Source organism: Eubacterium sp. BIOML-A2 (assembly GCF_009680135.1).
In the GTDB taxonomy this organism is placed as follows: Bacteria; Bacillota; Clostridia; order Lachnospirales; family Lachnospiraceae; genus Faecalicatena; species Faecalicatena contortus_B.
This window is the reverse complement of sequence record NZ_WKZK01000025.1, coordinates 1-18,595: the sequence shown is the minus strand read 5'-3', so window position 1 is coordinate 18,595 and position 18,595 is coordinate 1. Positions and strand designations below refer to the sequence as shown.

Genomic DNA, 18,595 nt, shown 5'->3' with positions numbered 1-18,595 from the left:
TAGTGGGAGTGTCTCTCATTAAGCGCTATAATTGTTTTATAATGCCGCAGAGGCAGAAGCGTCCTGTTCATACAGGCAGCCGTACCTTTTCTCCTGTCTCAGAGAATGAGTACCAGCTTCCGGTTCATTGCCCCGATTTCTTCCAGGGTGTTCACCATTCTGTATACCGTTGCCATGCCGATCTTATGGTCGATCTGGGCTGCTTTATAATAAATTTCCTTGCAGCTCTGACATTCATCTTCCAGAATGATATCGATTAACACGAGACGCTGCTTCGTAATCCTGCATCCGTTCTCTTTTAGTTTCTCAATGATCAACTCTTTACTTTCCACAATGACCTCCGCAATGTTTACAGTCCCCGCCGCACTGAATTGATTTACCGTTCTTTTTATCCCGTATCATGCCGCGGATTACAAGTGCAACCGCACCCACTACGATAGCTCCCGCCAGAAGTGTTCCCATAGAAGCTGCCTCCTTTCATACAGGAACCGGCTGAATATCGGTTCCTGAATTCTTTGTTACTTGACTCTTGCCAGATTCTTTGTGTTAACTTTTAACGTTTTACTCTCTTTATATGGCCTTACTAACAGATAAACAAATCCAATCACAAGAATAATTGCCGCAACAACTCCAACGCCAAAGGTTCCCGCCGTAATAAATGTTCCGATCTGATATACACAGAGTGCAACTACATATGCGAGCAGTGTCTGATATCCTACTGCAAACCAGAACCATTTTGCGTTGTTCATCTCTCTCTTAATCGCGCCCATTGCTGCAAAGCATGGTGCACACAGGAGGTTGAATACAAGGAAGGAATATGCTGCAACTGCGGTCATGCTTCCTGCAAGTGATCCCCAGATTTCGTTTCCTTCCTCTGCCACTTCCGCGAAGCCATAGAGGATACCGAATGTACCGACTACATTTTCCTTTGCTACCAGGCCAGTGATTGCCGCAACCGCTGATCTCCAGTCTCCCCATCCAAGCGGAGTGAATATCCAAGCGATTCCGTTGCCAACTGCCGCCAGGATGCTGTGATCTAATTCCATATCTTCAAGCATTCTGAACTGACCGTCGATCCATCCGAAGTAGGAAGTAAACCATACCAGGATCGTGGAGAGCAGGATGATGGTTCCGGCTTTTTTGATAAAGGACCAACCGCGTTCCCACATGCTGCGAAGTACATTTCCCACAGTTGGAAGGTGATATGCCGGAAGTTCCATAACAAACGGAGCCGGATCGCCTGCAAACATTTTTGTTTTCTTTAAAATAATCCCGGAGCAGATGATCGCAGCAATTCCTACGAAGTAAGCGCTTGGCGCCACCCACCAGGCTCCGCCGAACAAAGCGCCTGCGATCAGTGCCACGATCGGCAGTTTCGCACCGCACGGAATGAAGGTTGTCGTCATGATCGTCATCTTGCGGTCTCTGTCATTCTCAATCGTACGGGATGCCATAATTCCCGGTACGCCGCAACCGCTGCCAATAAGCATTGGGATAAAAGATTTTCCGGAAAGTCCAAATTTACGGAAGATTCTATCCATGATAAATGCAACTCTGGCCATATATCCGCATGCCTCCAGGAAAGCAAGGAAGATAAACAGTACAAGCATCTGCGGTACAAACCCGAGCACCGCACCGACACCGGCTACAATACCATTCAGGATCAGTCCCTGCAGCCATGCCGCACAGCCGATCGCATTCAGTCCGGATTCAATCAGAACCGGGATGCCGGGGACCTCCAGCCCGAACAGGCTCCAGCCGTCGCCGAACAATCCGTCATTTGCCCAGTCCGTAGCCCAGGTGCCCACCGTTGTGACCGACACATAGTAGACAATAAACATGACAACCGCAAAAATCGGAAGCGCCAAAAACCGGTTTGTAACAATTCTGTCGATCTTGTCGGAAACCGTCATCTTTCCTCGGCTGCTCTTAGTATAGCACTCATCTATAATAGAAGAAATATAAACATACCTTTCATTTGTAATAATGCTCTCGGTATCATCATCCATCTCTTTTTCTATGGCATTGATCTCTTCCTTAACATCGGGTACAAACTTCATCTGGGAAGAAATCTTGTCATCCTTCTCGAGAAGCTTGATCGCGAAAAACCTCTTCTGGTCCTCCGGTACGCCGCTGCCGATTTTGTTCTCCACCAGATTCAGTATATCTTCTACCTCCGGTGCAAATTTGTGAACCGGAGGCGCTGCATTTCTGCTCTTTGCAATCTTCACAGCCCTCTCTGCAGCCTTTGTAACTCCATTTCCCTTCAGCGCTGATATTTCAACGACTTCGCAGCCCAGTTTTTTGCTCAGCTTATCAATATGTATCTTGTCTCCGCTCTTCTCGACCACATCCATCATATTTACTGCCATAACAACCGGTATTCCCAGTTCCATGAGCTGTGTGGACAGATAGAGATTTCTTTCAATATTCGTTCCGTCTACAATATTCAGTATCGCATCCGGCTTTTCATTGATAAGATAATTTCTTGCAACTACTTCCTCCAGTGTGTACGGTGAGAGGGAGTAGATACCCGGAAGGTCCATGATGATAACATCCTTATTCCCTTTCAGTTTTCCTTCTTTTTTCTCAACCGTAACCCCCGGCCAGTTCCCTACAAACTGATTGGAACCGGTCAGAGCGTTAAACAATGTCGTTTTTCCGCAGTTCGGATTTCCTGCCAAAGCAATTTTAATAGCCATTTTACCCTTTCCTCCTGACAACAATTCAAGCTAATCAACTTATTGTGTTCTATATTCTTTCAAGTCTGCCCTTGAATTAGTCACCGCTAACCAGCAGGTGAAAAATTAGATGCAGAAATGTCCGCTATGATCTATTCAACCAGAATCATCTCCGCATCTGCTTTGCGCACAGACAGCTCATACCCTCTGACTGTGATCTCCAGAGGATCGCCCAGGGGCGCTACCTTTCTCACGAAAACATCCACACCTTTTGTGATTCCCATATCCATAATACGTCTCTTTACCGGGCCTTCACCAGTCAGTTTCGTCACCCTGGCCGTCTCACCGCACGGTATCTCCTTTAATGTCTTCATTATCTTGTTTCTCCTTCCCTTTAGCCAACCATGATTTTATTCGCCATATCCCTGCCAATGGCAACCCTGGATTCTTTTACGTTAACAATCATATTTCCTCCGATTACTGAGACAACCGTAACTGTCCCACCGGCAACAAAACCAAGGTTCTCCAGAAATCTCCTGGTCTCTTCCTTACCTCCGACTTTGCGGATAACATTGGGCTCGCCTTCTCTCATCATTGTCAATGGCATCACTTTTCATCTTCTTTCTTTGGAATAGTTGATAATACTTTTCATTTACAAGGTTAGTATAATCTAACTTCCAGTATTTGTCAAGCACTTTTATGAATCGGGATTCAGCGACTAGCTTTAGACGCGGATGGGGGACGCCAAGCAAACTGTAAGCCGCAACTCCTCCGGCCTGTATGGTCGGTTTAAAATCCTGACCGCTTAACGAAGAAGCTCTAAGAGCTTCTAATCGTCCGCTATAAGGCGTTTTAAACCGACCATACAGGCCGGAGGACTTGCGGCTTACAGCTCGCTTGGCTGGTTCATCCGACCGGCAGTAAAAAACACGTTCCCAGGTTGGGAGCCCGAGACGGGGGAGGCGGATGAAGTTGGGTATGCGTATCATGCATTCTGCTTACATTGATTTTAAAGATTTTATGTATGGGATCTAACGAACCACTAATTCTGTTCCATCCGCTGCTACGGTTTTGGGCTCACCTCGTCATTCACGTCCCCCATCCGCGCCGAGGCTAAAGCTCGTCGCTAAACCCCGAATATTTGAAATTCTTTAAATAAACTTTCACAAAATTCTTTGTCTGCAGTCGCACGTTTTAAATCCTCAAATCTCCCAGCCTCTATAAGCAGCCTTGTCAGTTCAAGTACACTTTCAGCACCTTCTATTTTACCTTCGATTCTTCCCTCTTCTCTGCTGGCTTCTCTTTCCTGGCGCATATGTTTTTCTTCATCGTATTCATAAATACTCACGCTTTTCGCCTCCGCTCTGTTCTTACTATAGTGCAAGCCTTGAGTCAATGATAAAAGATACATCGTTATGCATGGACAAATAAATTGCATTCTCCAAGGTATTGATCTCTAATAATTCCGGGTCTTCATAGTCTGTTGTGTTCATCGCATTATACAACTTCAGCAGCTCATTCCTGTCACTGAATACCAGTCCAAATAATCTGGACTTATAATTACGGTTTGGTTTTGTTTGTTCGGTAATACTCATAGTACCTCCTTTGTTTTTGGCGCAGGAGGTTTAAAAACCTTATCCAGTCTTATGAAACCTCGCTGCTGTTCTTGTGGGTTTGCAAGCATTGAGATTTCCATGGTTGATTTCCTAATATTAGGAAGATTTGCTTCAGATGTGACGGATGCCACTTAGAATAATTAGAAATATAATGCTGTATATTAATTTTAGCATAAGGTATTTCATTTAACTAGTGTATTTGTAACATAAAAAAGTTACTGTTTACAGGCCTGCCTGGGAACAGTAACACATAATAAATATATGGTTTTTATAATCTGATTGCCCTGTACAGTAAAATATGTTAACATATATCCAATATCCAAAGATTATTTGTAACACTTTAGGCAGACCTGAACTGTTACGATTATTTACAAAAATACGGAGGTAAATTAAATGCCTATGAAAACAAATGAATCCGCTGAAAACTATCTGGAAACCATCCTGATCCTGAGCAAAGCACAACCAGCGGTGCGTTCTATAGATATTGCAGAAAAACTGGGGTTTAAGAAGTCCAGTGTCAGCGTTGCAATGAAGCATCTTCGGGAAAATGAGCATATCACGGTGTCAAAAGAGGGGTTTATTACTCTGACGGAAACTGGCAGGGAAATTGCCGAAATGATCTATGAAAGACACGAACTTCTGACCGCATGGCTTGTACGCCTGGGAGTAGACCAGGATACAGCGGCCGACGATGCATGCAAGATCGAGCATGTGATAAGTAAAGAAAGCTTTGATGCGATTAAACAACACATCCATTGATGAAAACAGACAGGGCACATATTCCTATGAAACATATGTGCCCTGTCTGTTTTTATATAATAGGAAAGTGCTCTGCCCTTTCCTATTATATAAAAAGCCCTCCGGGCGGGATGCACACGCCGCGATAAGGTATATAGCCGCAAAGCGGCATCGCGGCGGCGCCAAAGTGTGCAAGCCCCTCATGAGTGAGGGGTTGGGAAGCCCCTGCGGGCTTGCCCACTTTGTTCTTTATTGTATGGAATCTGCCGTCTCTTCTATCCATGCATTTCTTGTCATGTAGAAACATCCGCGCATCATATGATATTCGTCATACTTTGCCGCCCTGATCTCTGCATGTATCGGAATTGCGTCATTTTTCATATCTTCCAGAAACGTCTGAAAATGTTCTGTTATCAGTTTGCTGTATCCATCCCGGCTGCTGTCTACCACGATCCTGGTCGGATTATATACCCACAGCAGATTGTAAAGCACCTTGGAAATTGTCTTTAGTACCGGCGTCATAATCTCAACTGCCAGCGCATCCTGTTCCTGATGCAGCACGAGCAGTTCCGTAAAAGAAATATCGAGTCCATATTCCTTCATCCTTTTTTTCACGGCTGAAATCGAGACAATCTCTTCCAGAGTAACATAGTTATCCCCATATCCATCCATGGATACAAGCATTTTCCCCACTTCTCCCGCCATATTCCCCGCTCCTTCAACAGCCTCGTTTTTGTGGATAAAGAATCCGCCCACACCATAGCCGCAGTAGAAATAAAACTGGCTTTCCATTTCCGGGTTCAGGCTGTCATATTCGGATCTGGCCGCTGCAAAAACGTCGTGAAGAATTTGTATATTCTTGATTGCAAACTCGTTTTCGAAGAGTTCCCTGATATGCAGTTGTTTAAATGCCGGTATCAGGTCATAGTTCACCTGATCCGCCTCACTGTCATAGGCACCCGGCACAAACACTGCTATGCCGACGGTTCTTGCAGCTATCCCTGCTAATTCTTCTTTTATTTTCTTTATCACCGCCAGCAGTTCTGCTTTATAGTCCTGTCCGCTAAAGGCCAGACACCTTTCTGTCAGCAGATTCTGATAGATGTCATAGATCAGAAAGCTGATCTCATCCTCAGAGGTAAGATTCACGCATACAATATTCCCGTATTCCTCTGTCATTTCAAGCACTTTGGGATTTCTTCCCACATCTGCGTTCGAAGAGTTTTTTTCCACAAGAAATCCGGCGGCAATTAAATCGTCCACAACATGTTTTACAGTCATCAGACTGATATTATTCTCTTTGGCAAGGATGCTCCTTGTCGTATTATTGTTTCGTATGATACTTTGCAATATATTTTCTGTGTTTACATTTCTGATATTCTTTACTGTCAGAACCTGTTTTTTTTCTGCCGCCATTTTATGTGTGACTCCCTCTGCTTCTATTTTTTTAAGAATCATCGTTACTTTTTTAATTCATAAGATGCTATTAAAAATCATTTTATACAGCTTTGCAGAGATTTGTCAATGATTTCAACTGCTTCGTCCACATTTTCCCTGGATGTAATCAACGCGGGGTGCATAACGATTACTACGTTCTCCAGGTTCTTACGGCTCTCCAGTTCAGTAATCAGGCCGCTTTGCAGCATCGTCTCATACAGCTCCTGTCCCAGAACATATTTATCCGCATGGCTGCTGCCTTCTATTTCTATGCCCTGCAGAAGCCCTCGTCCGCGCACATCTTTGATGACATCATATTTTTCTTTGAGACCGAGCAGCTTTTTATGGAGATATTCTCCGGTTACACGGCTGTTCTCTACCAGATTGTCCCTCTCGATAATCTCAATGTTCTTCAGTGCACTGCGGCAGGTCAATGGATAGCAGGAATGTGTGTGCCCATGAAGGCTGATCTGGCTCATCGCCTCACCGATCTCACTGCGGCAGAGGACTGCAGAGCCTGGCACGTACCCGCTGGTCAGCCCTTTTCCCGTCACCAGGATATCCGGGGTCACATCTTCATACTGACATGCAAACATTGTTCCCGTCTGTCCGATTCCTGTAACAACCTCGTCAAAGATCAAAAGCGCACCAAATTTGTCACACAGTTCCCGCACACCCTTCCAGAATCCCGGTGGGGGAACAATCACTCCACCGGCAGCAAAGATCGGTTCTGAGATTACAGCGGCTATCCTGTCCCCGCCCTCGTGCAGCATGGTCTGCTCCAGGTATTTGAGGCACTGCAGGCCGCAGGTACCCGGCTCTTTTCCAAAATCACAGTGATAGCAGTAGGGCGGTGCAGAATGGACAAAGCCTCTGGGAAGCAGTTCTGATATACCGGAGTTTTCCTGGATCATCTCTGACTTGCCGGTAGCTGCCGCCGCTCCCGCCGTTGAACCGTGGAACCCTCTTCTGAAGGAAATCACTCTGCCTCCGCCCCTGTAGTATTTTGCCAGTTTCAGGGCAAATTCATTGGCATCGGAGCCTGTGCATCCGAACATGACTTTGTCCAGGCCTTCCGGCGATATCTCTGCCATCTTTTCCGCCAGCGCCGCCCTCTCTTCGGTGGCAAAACAGGATGTTACTGACACCAGCTTTTCCAGCTGCTCCTTCAAAGCCTCTATTAGCTCTTCATTGCCGTGGCCCAATGTACAGGCCGAAAACTGTCCGGAAAAATCCAGATACTTTTTGCCGGCCTCATCATACATATACATTCCTTTTCCATTGGTAAATACGATATCGTCAGTTGTATAACACTGTATTAAATATTGTTTATCTTTTTCAAGAGTTGTCATCGAAACTCTCCTTTCTTCAAATCACATTATTCTTATTTCTTGCCCTGACTTCCCGCATGCAGGCATCCAGTTTTTTGTCATTCAGCCCGTAAAACATCTGCAGTAAAAAATGAATCACCGTCACTACTGCCGGAATCACAAACGCCAGGATCAAAAGCCAGTTCAATGTGGAATCTGTCTGCGCTTTATTTGCCACATATCCGGAACTGTCCAGGAGGATTCCCATGATCTGTGCTCCCAGCGCTGCGCCGACTGTAATGCAGAAACCATTGATCGCGGAAATGATTCCGGCCTGTCCTTTTCCGTTTTTCCATTCTCCATAATCAACTGTAGCAGGTATCATAACATTGGAAAATGAATAATATGCACCGCTGAATATACCGTTCAGGACAAACACCGCGAACAGCGGCCCGAACTGCATAGAATTCCCTGCAACGCCCGGCCCGTATCACCGGCACATGACAAAGAGCAGGATGCTGCACCCGGCGCTGGCCGCCATGCAGAACTGATAAGCCCTTCCCGTATCCCGGAACATCCGGATCAGCGGCTTCATAAAGAATACGCCTGCCATCAAAGCGACAGTAAAGGCAAACATTGCTACGGAATAGAATCTTTTGATTCCCAGATAATATGTAAACACGTAGATGACCATGCCGTTCTTGATCGCCTGCATCACCTGCTTAAGAATCTCCCCACACTGCAGAATGATCGCCGGGCGGTTCCTGCCGAAGCTTTTCAGCTGTGCGGACAGATTTTCATGCTCTACCTGGCGGAGATGTTCCCGGCAGGATCCGTCCTTGTTCAATTCGTATTTTCTGCTCATACATACGTTCAGTATCTGGAACAGCATGACGGACAGTCCGATGGTCACTGCAGCCCAAAAGTACCCGCGCGCCGGATCCCCGCTGTTTCCGCCAAAAAGGTCTACAAGCGGTAGGAACAGCGATGCAGCAACAACCTGTGCCAGATTGGTGCAGACGCTTTTTATCACTGCGATCGTCTCCCTCTCCCGCGGATTCCTTGTCATATTACAGAACTGTGCGATCTGAGGCATAAAGGAAAATGTTGCGCCGATGGATCCGAAACATCCATAGCATATAGCCGCCCATGCAATTTTCAGACCGGTACTCTCTGCAGGAAGTGCGGTGAAAATTCCGACAAACAGAAGAAACAGCGGGGCAATTCCGAAGATTGCCCAGGAACGGTAACGGCCCCACCGGTAACAGACATTATCCAGCATATAGCCTACCCACAGGTCCGTAAAGCAGTCCGCGAACCTTGCTGCAAGCATGATCGTGCCGGCAACGGTTGCACTTAAACCTACAACGTCTGTATAGAAATATACGAGATAATATCCGAAGATCACCCAGGATATCTGGAAGCTGTACGCCCCATACATGCTGTGGATTATTTTATCGTACCAGGGAACCCTGGCTGTCGTTGACGTAAAGTCAATATCATATGGGTCACGTTTTCCGCTCAAAACCGCACCTCCCTCTATTCCCGGTATGCTCCGCATTCCGCGATGAATCTGCCATAGCTCTATTATAACGCAAAGTATGTGTAAAATGAATAACACAGCGCTGGTTCACCTGTATTTTTAAACATCGTTTAAGCGGTATCATCTTTTAATCCTCTATCTTTCATATCGCTTTCATTCTTTTTAAAACCGCTTCTGCAAACTGCTGATGCCCAGCCTCAGAAAAATGAATTCCATCCGGCTGAAAATCCTGTACATATCTGCCAGCATCCATGAACGCTGCGCCATACTGTCCTGCAATTTCTTTATATACTGCGGGCAGCTTTTTTAACTTTTCCGCGGATGTCCCGTCGATCTCTCCATTTGCCAGTACAGGTTCCCTAAGTCTTGCGGGCGCTGCCAGAAGGATCTTTGTGTGCCGGGATTCCAGCCAGTAAAGCGTTTCTTTGATGCGCCTTAACAATTCTTCCATTTCCATTCCGATCTCCTCAGGAGACAGGTGATATCTGCGCTTTGTATCATTGGTTCCCAGCATCACAATAATCATCTCCAGAGGATGATGTGACATAAGGCACGGAACAATATATTCCAGTCCGCTCCGGTACGGCTGTACCCGGTCTTCCACCGCCGCGGTGCGGCTGCACAGCCCTTCCTCAATAACCCTCCACTTATCCCCCAGTCTCTCCTGCACTCTTCCGGTCCACCGGATGTCCCACGGATACCGTTTCAGGTCGCTTCCCATATACCCCCAGGTATTGGAATCCCCATAGCATAATATCTGTTTCATCTTAGCCTCCCCTGTCCGATCCCTCTTTTATCTGCGGACTTCTAAGGCAGCGCGTCCTTGTCTGCTATGAGAATCACATTGGGATGGAATCTCAGGATGGTTCCCGGAATCTGCGGGGTAACTTCCGCGCTTAGTACCTTTTGAAGAATCTCCGCCTTATCAGCCCCGCTGACCAGCAGAAGAATCATCTTAGCCTTCATAATTGTACCAATACCCATCGTATATGCCTGGCGCGGAACCTCCTCCTCTTTCTCGAAAAACCGTTTGTTTGCCTGTATCGTAGCCTCGTTCAGATCCACGCACTGCGTATGCTCCGAAAAACTGGCGAACGGTTCGTTGAATCCGATATGCCCGTCATGTCCCAGTCCGAGCACCTGAATATCTGCCGGGCCCAGTTCTGACAGGACGTCATCATAATCTGCACAGGCCCTGGCACTGTCCTCCTCTGAGCTGTCAGGGATATATGTATTTTCCTTACGGATATTTACTCTGGAGAAGAGATGTTCTTCCATATAATAACGGTAGCCCAGCGGATCCATCTTTTTCAAGCCCTTATAATCATCCAGGTTCGCTGTTCTGACCTCTGAGAAATCCAGATCTCCCATCTCATATTTTTCTGCCAGATACTGATACATTCCCACCGGTGATGACCCCGTAGCCAGCCCCAGTACGCTGTCCGGCTTCCATGTAATCTGGGCTGCCAGAATATTGGCCGCCTTTTTGCTCATCTCTTCATAATTGTCTGTTCTGTAAATCTTCATTCCAGTTCTCCTTCATGAGCTGCGTGTTAATGAGTGCTTTGAATAAATGAGGGGGTGCGGCACACCCCCATCACTTTATTGGCGCGGATGCCCTGCAGCGTGGTGCACGGCCCCGGGAATCGTAATCTTCATCTTTCTCCTTGCAAAAAGAGCTGCGCCGACTACCCCCTTACTCTCCACGTCCTCCGAGTAAACATACCGGAAGCCGTACTGCATAACATCCTTTCCTGTGGCTTCGTTGACCTCACGCTCGAATTCCGCCCTTGGGAAACCCGGCATCTCCATGACTCCGCCTCCGCCCACCATAACTTCGGGATTGAAAATCGTTGCCATCACGGCGAACACATGGGCACAGGAGCGGATAAATTCTCTCAAAGGCTTCTCTTCACCATGTTTCAGAAACAGTTCCTTTATCTTTGTATCCGGGAAATATTCCCTGCGGATTTCCTGAAGCCTCCAGCCGGATGCATAGCATTCACAGCAGCCCCTCTTTCCGCAGCTGCAGGGAATATCACCGTTATAGAAAGGAATATGACCCAGATCCAGGGCTGCACCGTCTTTTCCGTCGAGCATCTGCCCGTTCATCAGAACAGCCGCTCCCACGCCGGTGCCTATATATATCCCTATAATCACGGAATCTTGATTCAGACGATTTGTCATCACATCATATAAAAGGATATTATTTGTATCGTTATTTACATAGACAGGCACGTGTAAAAACGATTCAATTTCTTCTGCCATATTTCTATTTATAAAAACAGGTTCCCCTTTCGTATTCTGTATATTAGTAGTACAGATAACCGTTTTTTTATCGTTTGCCACGGAAGATGGAACTCCTATAGACACGGCCTGTACTTCGGTAATATGGTTTTCTTCTATATATTCCTTGATAATTGCAGTCAGTTCTTTCATAGGATCTGCAGAACGGGCGATTCTGTCACTTTTAATTTTGCAGAAGGATACCACTTCGTTATTCTCTTCTACTGCACCGATTCTTAAATTTGTTCCGCCCAAATCGATACCGATAATTGATTTTCCCAAAAGACCACCCTCTTTCTTCCTTCCTTTATTTCACCGCTCCCATTGTCATCCCCGCAACCATGTGTTTCTGCACCATGATGGCAAATATGAGGACAGGAATTGTGATCACTGTGCCGACTGCCGCGATCTGCCCCCACAGGGTTCCCTGGGGAGTCATCATACCAGGAATTGCAACCGGCATGGTCGCCGTCCCTCTTCCGGTCAGAATCAGGGCCATCAGGAATTCATTCCATGAGTTGATGGCACAGAACACCGAGGTTGCCGCCAGGCCGCTTTTCGCCAGCGGTATGTCAATAGAGACAAACACCCGGAACCAGGAGTACCCTTCTACCCGGGCCGCCTCGTCAATCTCCTTCGGCACCGCATCAAAGAAGCCTTTCATCATCCATACAATAAACGGCAGATTAAAAGATATATGTGCAATAATGATTCCCACATAACTGTCAAGCATACCGAATTTACTCATAATCAGATAAAGCGGCAGCGCAAGGACTACGAACGGTGTGAATCTGGTGCCCAGCAGATAGTTCAGCATCAGCTTATCTCCCCTGGTCTTAAATCTGGAAAATGCAAATGCGGACGGAAGTCCGATCACCATACCGATCACGACCGTAGCTATCATTACGATCAGACTGTTTTTCAGGCTTGAAAGCATCCCTCTTTCTATAAATGCCTGGTAATAATTATCCAAAGTGGCCGTGAAAAAGATCTTCGGGGGTATTGAAAATGCATCCAGCTTTGTCTTAAACGATGTCAGCACCAGCCACAGGTAAGGAAGCAGGGTGATAAGAATAAAAATGATCAAAATGATATAAATAATTACTGCTCTTCTTCCTCTTTTTTGTTTCATTTAATCCTCCCCTCCCATGGCGATTCTCTGGTACACCATCCCGCATACAACCAGTATGATGAACAGTACAACGCAGATTGCCGCCGCATAGCTGAATTTGAATGCCGTAAACGCCTGACGGTAAGTATAGATGTCAATCACCTCGGTCGCATTGCCAGGGCCGCCTCCGGTCAGGATATATGGCTTATCAAATTCCTTAAATGTCTCCATAGCCCTCAGAAGAATGCTGACAGCCAGCACCGGCTTCATAAGGGGCAGTGTCACGTATCTGAATGTCTGCCATTTACCGGCCCCGTCCACATCTGCCGCCTCATAAAATTCACCGGATATCGCCTGAAGTCCTGCCAGGAAGGTCAGACCAAGGTAAGGAGCCCATTCCCAGACATCCATGATGATGACAATCACCATAGCGGTAAATGAATTGTCCGTCAGCACCGTGGGAAGCGGAAGATGCAGCTTCTCTACCAGCCATACATAAAGCCCGAACTGCGGATTTGTAAAAAAACTGAACATCAGGCCGATTACCAGCGGAGCCACCATCATGGGAATCAGGGTCAGAGAGGTAAACAGCTTACGACAGGCCGGAATGCTGTTCAGCGCCATGGCCAGAGCCACTCCGATGATAACCTCCAATACGACGGCAAAGAACATAAAAATAAAGGTCTTGCCCATGGAATTCATCAGTTCCGGATCCTGAAACAAAGCGATATAATTCTTCAGACCGACAAAGGTGTGCTCACTGCCCGGATTGGACAGCTGATAGTCAAAAAAACTTATTTTCAAGGTATAAAGCAGCGGTACCAGGGTAATCAAAGTAAGCGTAATGAACGTAGGCAGATGGAACCTGACAGCCAGCGTTGTATAATTCGTTAATTTTTTCTGTTTCCTGTGTTTCATAGGCGTCCCTTCCTGTGCGGGAGATACTGTTACTGTACACGCCCGAAGGCTGTGGACAGTAACCTTCTCCCTGACACTCTTACTTTTATTCTGCTCTTACTGGTAAGTGACGGGTAACTTGCCGTCCAGGATTTTTTCAAATTCCGATGCCGCATGATCCAGCGCCTCTTTTGGAGTTGTCTTGCCCGCCAGTGTATTCGATAATTCCAGCATCAGGACATTGTCCATATTATTCCACTCAGCAATACGAGGACGCGTGCTGCTGATCTCGTATGCATCCTTGCTTGCCTGCCAGTACGGAAGCTCATTGAGTTCTTCGTCGTCATATACTGACTGCAGATTAATAAAACCACCCTCTAAAGCAATGGCTTTTTGTACCTTTGGTGTATTAAACCACTGCATAAATACCCAGGCTGCCTCCGGATTCTTGGAATCCGTCGGAATATAGTAGCCCCAGCCGCCATAATGGGCAGCCTGTGCCTCGCCTACCGGAACTGCGCCGTATCCCATCTTGCCCGCAACTGCGGATGCCGACGGATCTTCCAGAGCCGGTGCATTGTCATTGAATATAATAGCCATGGCCGCAATGCTCTGCTGCAGCTCTGTGGTCTGCTCATCCCATGTCTTGGATGTGACACCCGGAGGTGCATATTGAGTCAGATCTGTAAAATATTCCAGAGATTCCACGCATTTGTCACTGTTGACAGCGATATTTCCTTCTTCATCAAAGATGCCGCCGCCAAATGACCACATATAATTCATCCATTCACAGGTTGTGGCGCCATGGCGCTTACCTTCCATAGATACTCCGTAGAAATCCCGGTCCAGAGTCTCACCGGCCAGCTTTTCGCCTTTTGCGCGGGTGAAAAACTCTGCTGTATCACGGTACGTATCCCAGTCTTTCGGAACCTCCAGGTCATAGCCGTATTTCTCTTTAAAGGACGCCTGTTCCTCTTCATTTTCAAACAAATCCTTGCGGTATGCAAAGAATCCGATACAGGAGTTGGCGGGAACACCATACATCGTTCCCTTCCAGTTGCCGGAAGCATCCCACATCGCGTCGATAATATCGTCCGCGTTATAATCCGGTATAATCGCCAGAGATTCGTCTTCCATAAAAGGTTCAATGGACTGAATATAATTATTTTCTACCATATTACCAAGGAACTGGTACGCTGACGCCACGATGTCATAGGCGCCGGATTTGCTTTCAAAAGCCAGCGTCTCTTTCTGTACCACATCATCATAAGGCGCCATCTGCAGTTCTACCTTTATCCCGGTCAGTTCCTCAAAATCATCCAGCTGAGACTGAAGTGCAATTGTCGGGGTCTGCTGCTCAGCAATCATATAAAGTGTCGTTCCTTCAAACTTACGGGCGCCTTCTCCTTTGCCCTCTGACGTTTCTTTCTTCGATGAACCACATCCTGTTGTACATATCATCATTGCCGCAAGCATAAGTGCGGCCGCTCTCATTAATCTCTTCCTCATAAAATCCCCCGATCCGGAAATTGGTTATTTCCATTCACCATATTTTGCGGTTACCTTGTCTTTAATCATCTGGCAGAACTCGTCTGTCACTTCGAAATCATTTACTACGGTATACCAGTATCCGTGGCTCTCCAAAAATTCTTTTTCGTATTTGATTGCCGCGAATACGTCGTCCCATGTGATTCCCATACCCTCCGGACGGATCTCTACGCCTGCTCTATGTATAATATCCAGAATATTGTCCGGATCGTTGCCGCCCATAGCCGAACCAACGAAAATACCAAGGCACACCGGCTGTCCGTGAATAAATTTCTTCTTTGTCATGTACTCTAATGTATAGAATAAGAAGTGATCGCTTCCCTCGATTGGTCTTGGATTCCAGCCGTTGTTATGGAAAGCTCCGCCGCCCCATCTCAGTCCTTCTGTCAGGATGCGGATTCCCTTTTCATTTAAAGCGTAGATATCATCAAGTCCGTCGACAACCGACTGATATACTTCCCTTACCTCATCCACCATCTCCTGGTCATATGGCCATTTTTCTTCGCATTTGCCCTGGTCGTTTGCATACTTCCAGTCAAACATGGAATTGTTATAGCAGAGGACGTCGCATACACCACTTCTGTTCAACGCCTTGGGGCCGTTCTGGATAACGTCATAATCCACATAAACTGCAATCGGCTCCACATATCCGACATATCTTACTACACTGTTGAAGCGAACGCCTGCACGGTGTCCGAATACCGCATTTGTTGCGATAGATGTCGGTACCTGATACAGAGGCATGTGGCTCTTCCAGGCTACCATCTTGGCATAATCCACAGCCTGGCCGCCGCCAAGGCCGATCACAGATTCAAACTTGGGAAGGCTGTCGACATTCGCCATAATCTCATCGTACTCCAGCGTCTTTACAAAATGTACAATGCAGTCATCGTCAAACTCATCTTTGAATGTATCCCACAGGTCTTCCATCGTAACAACCAGATAAGGCCTCTGCACAATATTCTTAAGCTCTCCTACCAGGTTTCTTCCGTAAATTGTTGTAAATAAATTCTTTGCCATAATAGTTCTCTCCTTTTCTTTCTCAGCATTGATTGGTTTTATTCCTAAATAATATTTCTAAATAGTGTTTATAAATATTATTTAACATTATATTAACAATGCATGAGCGGTTTGTCAACTCTCACAAATTCACAAATCAGAGGGGGAGATTTTGTGCAATTTATCTAAGAGCGCTTGGTGAGGGGGGGGACGCTTTTATAGCTGCCTCGGCCGCCCAAAAGTTCATGCGCATCGGCTATCAGACCACGGCATCCTCAGACTTCGATTCACAGCTGATCGCTTTGTCACAGATGACGCCTGAAGATGCTCTCATCTGTATCTCGCATTCCGGTAAGACCCGCAATATCTGCAGCCTGGCTAAGGTGGCAAGGGAGCACGGCATTAAAGTCATCACCATCACCAATTTTCCCGGAGCGCCGCTGGCAAAGCACTCGGATATTCTTTTATTGACCGCTTCTTTTTCTTACGATGTAATGGACGAAGTGCTGGCCAAGCGTGTGCCTGCGCTGTGTCTGCTGGATACGCTGTATCTATCCGTTCTGATGAAAAAAAAGAGCAGCCTGCAGCCGCTGATCGACAATGTAAACGAGTATCTTTCGCTCAATAAGCATTAGACGGAAAAGTCCGGGGGCACTTAATACTGATTTTAAGTCCTTTACAAAAAAATATCCCGTGGAACTCGATGCTTTTCATCACAGAGTTCTCCGCGGGATATTCTAATTATAACTATTTGCCAAAGATAAATGTACCTTTTTTAAAGCACGCGTCCCTATCTCCAGGTGGCATGTTTAGTCCAAATATGCTTTCATCGTATCCAGTATCTTTTCCATTGCTTCAAAACATCCGTATTCTTTCAGAAGTTTTTGCCCCTTTTTGGAATGAAGTAAACTTTGAATTGTAATCTTACTATGTCCTCCGTCAGGTATTTTAAACTCTTTTACATGTTCGATCTGTTCATCTATCATTTCTTCAAACAAATCGTATACATCAGATATTATCGAATCATTTACTTTCTCCAAAATCATGATGGGAAAAGGACAATAAAATATCATATGTACCTCTTCACTTTTATTTACTTCAAAAACAAGCCATTCGAACTTTAATTCCTCTATCAGCCATTTTTCCGGAGCCTTCTGACCTTCAAGTTCTGCTGTATTGAGAAATTCAGAGAAGCCTGGAACTACTAAATAATCCTTAAAGTTCTCCCAGTCATTTTCTTTCAAAAAAGAAATCCAGTCTTCTGTACCTTCCTCATCCCAAAGCACCGGCAAGTCTTCCTGATAATATAATTGTTTCCTCTCCTCACTCATCTCCTGAATGCTTTTTAAAGATAAATACCACAGCATATCATGATTCCAGAAATGATACCATTTACCGCTTTTATGTATTAACCCGGACTCCAGTAGTGCCCGGAGCATCTCATTACCATCTTCACAGCCGCAGTACCTTTCTAATTCACGCTCTGTGAAATAAATAACTGCATTTTCAGATAGTTTCCTGGCAGCCTTCCATAGCACGCTTCTTTTTTCAACTGTCAATTCCCCAAGCATATAATCCAACAGGCCATTATAAAATTCCTTTTTATCGGGCGGCAGTTTCGATAGATGTTCCAGATATTCCATTACAATCATAAAATCATCTTTCGTGAATTTATCATTGGTCAGATACCCTTTGCGATAGTCTTTCCCAACCATGCGTTCCGCGGCCTTAATCTCTTTCGGCGACAAATACTTTGTCTCCGGCACCAGCCAGCTTTCTGCGCGGGTAGTCACTTCTTCGTAATTTGCCTGATCTATCTGATATTCTGACGGTTCGTCATCTTTCCGACCTATATCTGCTTTTTTCATTTTCTTAGGCAGCGGAAGCTCTGCAGCTTCATATAACTCCCTCTCATACTTCCTTGTGTAGTCAATTCCAAATGTTTCGAACAGGTCGGGCACCTGCATTATTAAATTTTCTATTTTTGCATCATAGTCAAGCTCATCAAACAAATATTCTATATCCTGAAAAACCAACCATGGCAGTTTCTGCCTGATCTCTTGCACATGATCTTCCATAAATGCATCATAACAGTCTAAACAACAGGATTTCAAAAATTTCAACCAACCAAATTCCGTTGACCACCATATATTTTTATAATAAGCCTCCAGAAACTTTTTACAATCAATACGATACCCATTTTCACACATCCTCGGGATTAGATTTATGATATTTTCCATATCTTCATGATCCGCTCTTCCCTCATACAGATCCGTTATTAAAGCATCTGTATAAGTTGTAAGAAAATGGGATAGCTCTGCATTATGTGTGATTTCATATACCCGGTTCAACTATAGTGGCTCAGTTGTCAAGACAAAAATCTAAGATTTTTATAATGAACTGATATGGTGGACAAGTTACAAGGAACA

General features: G+C 45.7%; 19 protein-coding genes and 1 pseudogene. 2 read left to right on the top strand and 18 right to left on the bottom strand.

The window, feature by feature from the left end; translation table 11 throughout:
* Positions 1–98: 98 nt before the first annotated feature.
* The 7 genes from GKG43_RS10645 to GKG43_RS23695 form a co-directional block, all read right to left on the bottom strand.
* Entirely contained in the window at positions 99–332 is a 234-nt protein-coding gene (locus tag GKG43_RS10645) for a transcriptional repressor (RefSeq protein ID WP_082203020.1), read from the bottom strand.
* Positions 322–462: a FeoB-associated Cys-rich membrane protein gene (locus GKG43_RS10640; RefSeq protein WP_035312429.1), complete on the bottom strand. Its 141-nt coding sequence runs from the start codon at positions 460–462 to the stop codon at positions 322–324. The genes GKG43_RS10645 and GKG43_RS10640 overlap by 11 nt, the downstream gene beginning before the upstream one ends.
* Positions 463–518: 56 nt before the next feature.
* Positions 519–2,702, bottom strand: a complete 2,184-nt coding sequence (feoB, locus tag GKG43_RS10635) for a ferrous iron transport protein B (protein WP_129879085.1) — start codon at positions 2,700–2,702, stop codon at positions 519–521.
* A gap of 131 nt (positions 2,703–2,833) precedes the next feature.
* Positions 2,834–3,055 carry a FeoA family protein gene (locus GKG43_RS10630; protein WP_050641300.1) on the bottom strand — a complete coding sequence of 74 codons (222 nt, stop codon included), beginning with the start codon at positions 3,053–3,055 and terminating at the stop codon, positions 2,834–2,836.
* A 20-nt stretch (positions 3,056–3,075) separates the two neighbouring features.
* Positions 3,076–3,291, bottom strand: coding sequence for a FeoA family protein (locus tag GKG43_RS10625; RefSeq protein WP_025655372.1), 216 nt, complete (start codon positions 3,289–3,291; stop codon positions 3,076–3,078).
* A 516-nt stretch (positions 3,292–3,807) separates the two neighbouring features.
* The gene (locus tag GKG43_RS23700) at positions 3,808–4,029 is read right to left on the bottom strand and encodes a hypothetical protein (protein WP_055152413.1); all 222 of its coding nucleotides are present in this window, start codon (positions 4,027–4,029) and stop codon (positions 3,808–3,810) included.
* A gap of 25 nt (positions 4,030–4,054) precedes the next feature.
* Complete coding sequence (locus GKG43_RS23695; RefSeq protein ID WP_055152415.1) at positions 4,055–4,276, bottom strand: hypothetical protein; 222 nt, start codon at positions 4,274–4,276, stop codon at positions 4,055–4,057.
* Between the two features lie 420 nt (positions 4,277–4,696).
* Here GKG43_RS23695 and GKG43_RS10615 point away from each other — a divergent pair, with 420 nt between their 5' ends.
* Positions 4,697–5,056: a metal-dependent transcriptional regulator gene (locus GKG43_RS10615; protein ID WP_050642706.1), complete on the top strand. Its 360-nt coding sequence runs from the start codon at positions 4,697–4,699 to the stop codon at positions 5,054–5,056.
* A gap of 228 nt (positions 5,057–5,284) precedes the next feature.
* On the opposite strand, the gene GKG43_RS10610 is transcribed toward GKG43_RS10615, so the two are convergent.
* The 10 genes and pseudogenes from GKG43_RS10610 to GKG43_RS10560 all read right to left on the bottom strand — a co-directional run bounded on the left by GKG43_RS10610 (position 5,285) and on the right by GKG43_RS10560 (position 16,187).
* Positions 5,285–6,451, bottom strand: coding sequence for an ROK family protein (locus GKG43_RS10610; protein WP_055152417.1), 1,167 nt, complete (start codon positions 6,449–6,451; stop codon positions 5,285–5,287).
* Positions 6,452–6,528: 77 nt separating this feature from the next.
* A complete protein-coding gene (locus GKG43_RS10605) occupies positions 6,529–7,824 on the bottom strand; it encodes an aspartate aminotransferase family protein (RefSeq protein WP_055152419.1) in 1,296 nt (431 codons plus the stop codon).
* A gap of 16 nt (positions 7,825–7,840) precedes the next feature.
* Positions 7,841–9,223: pseudogene (locus GKG43_RS10595) on the bottom strand (glycoside-pentoside-hexuronide (GPH):cation symporter).
* Between the two features lie 244 nt (positions 9,224–9,467).
* Complete coding sequence (locus tag GKG43_RS10590) at positions 9,468–10,091, bottom strand: GDSL-type esterase/lipase family protein (protein WP_055152425.1); 624 nt, start codon at positions 10,089–10,091, stop codon at positions 9,468–9,470.
* A gap of 41 nt (positions 10,092–10,132) precedes the next feature.
* Positions 10,133–10,852, bottom strand: a complete 720-nt coding sequence (gene nagB, locus GKG43_RS10585) for a glucosamine-6-phosphate deaminase (RefSeq protein WP_055152427.1) — start codon at positions 10,850–10,852, stop codon at positions 10,133–10,135.
* Between the two features lie 75 nt (positions 10,853–10,927).
* Complete coding sequence (alsK, locus tag GKG43_RS10580) at positions 10,928–11,893, bottom strand: allose kinase (RefSeq protein WP_055152429.1); 966 nt, start codon at positions 11,891–11,893, stop codon at positions 10,928–10,930.
* 25 nt (positions 11,894–11,918) lie between these two features.
* Complete coding sequence (locus tag GKG43_RS10575) at positions 11,919–12,743, bottom strand: carbohydrate ABC transporter permease (RefSeq protein ID WP_055152431.1); 825 nt, start codon at positions 12,741–12,743, stop codon at positions 11,919–11,921.
* A complete protein-coding gene (locus GKG43_RS10570; RefSeq protein WP_055152433.1) occupies positions 12,744–13,640 on the bottom strand; it encodes a sugar ABC transporter permease in 897 nt (298 codons plus the stop codon).
* 96 nt (positions 13,641–13,736) lie between these two features.
* Positions 13,737–15,128, bottom strand: coding sequence for a sugar ABC transporter substrate-binding protein (locus GKG43_RS10565; RefSeq protein ID WP_242857556.1), 1,392 nt, complete (start codon positions 15,126–15,128; stop codon positions 13,737–13,739).
* 24 nt (positions 15,129–15,152) lie between these two features.
* Complete coding sequence (locus GKG43_RS10560; RefSeq protein ID WP_055152434.1) at positions 15,153–16,187, bottom strand: iron-containing alcohol dehydrogenase; 1,035 nt, start codon at positions 16,185–16,187, stop codon at positions 15,153–15,155.
* A 98-nt stretch (positions 16,188–16,285) separates the two neighbouring features.
* Here GKG43_RS10560 and GKG43_RS10555 point away from each other — a divergent pair, with 98 nt between their 5' ends.
* Positions 16,286–16,801, top strand: a complete 516-nt coding sequence (locus GKG43_RS10555) for an SIS domain-containing protein (protein ID WP_083487047.1) — start codon at positions 16,286–16,288, stop codon at positions 16,799–16,801.
* A gap of 174 nt (positions 16,802–16,975) precedes the next feature.
* Here the strand turns inward: GKG43_RS10555 and GKG43_RS10550 are convergent, their stop codons facing one another.
* Positions 16,976–18,244, bottom strand: coding sequence for a hypothetical protein (locus GKG43_RS10550; RefSeq protein WP_129879083.1), 1,269 nt, complete (start codon positions 18,242–18,244; stop codon positions 16,976–16,978).
* Positions 18,245–18,595 lie beyond the last annotated feature (351 nt).

Bases quoted from the DNA above. Each gene is read 5' to 3' on its own strand.
- GKG43_RS10640 (WP_035312429.1), bottom strand. From the start codon at position 462: ATGGGAACACTTCTGGCGGGAGCTATCGTAGTGGGTGCGGTTGCACTT.
- feoB (WP_129879085.1), bottom strand. From the start codon at position 2,702: ATGGCTATTAAAATTGCTTTGGCAGGAAATCCGAACTGCGGAAAAACG.
- GKG43_RS10630 (WP_050641300.1), bottom strand. From the start codon at position 3,055: ATGAAGACATTAAAGGAGATACCGTGCGGTGAGACGGCCAGGGTGACG.
- GKG43_RS23695 (WP_055152415.1), bottom strand. From the start codon at position 4,276: ATGAGTATTACCGAACAAACAAAACCAAACCGTAATTATAAGTCCAGA.
- GKG43_RS10615 (WP_050642706.1), top strand. From the start codon at position 4,697: ATGAAAACAAATGAATCCGCTGAAAACTATCTGGAAACCATCCTGATC.
- GKG43_RS10610 (WP_055152417.1), bottom strand. From the start codon at position 6,451: ATGGCGGCAGAAAAAAAACAGGTTCTGACAGTAAAGAATATCAGAAAT.
- GKG43_RS10605 (WP_055152419.1), bottom strand. From the start codon at position 7,824: ATGACAACTCTTGAAAAAGATAAACAATATTTAATACAGTGTTATACA.
- GKG43_RS10590 (WP_055152425.1), bottom strand. From the start codon at position 10,091: ATGAAACAGATATTATGCTATGGGGATTCCAATACCTGGGGGTATATG.
- nagB (WP_055152427.1), bottom strand. From the start codon at position 10,852: ATGAAGATTTACAGAACAGACAATTATGAAGAGATGAGCAAAAAGGCG.
- GKG43_RS10575 (WP_055152431.1), bottom strand. From the start codon at position 12,743: ATGAAACAAAAAAGAGGAAGAAGAGCAGTAATTATTTATATCATTTTG.
- GKG43_RS10570 (WP_055152433.1), bottom strand. From the start codon at position 13,640: ATGAAACACAGGAAACAGAAAAAATTAACGAATTATACAACGCTGGCT.
- GKG43_RS10565 (WP_242857556.1), bottom strand. From the start codon at position 15,128: ATGAGGAAGAGATTAATGAGAGCGGCCGCACTTATGCTTGCGGCAATG.
- GKG43_RS10560 (WP_055152434.1), bottom strand. From the start codon at position 16,187: ATGGCAAAGAATTTATTTACAACAATTTACGGAAGAAACCTGGTAGGA.
- GKG43_RS10555 (WP_083487047.1), top strand. From the start codon at position 16,286: ATGCATGAGCGGTTTGTCAACTCTCACAAATTCACAAATCAGAGGGGG.
- GKG43_RS10550 (WP_129879083.1), bottom strand. From the start codon at position 18,244: ATGGAAGATCATGTGCAAGAGATCAGGCAGAAACTGCCATGGTTGGTT.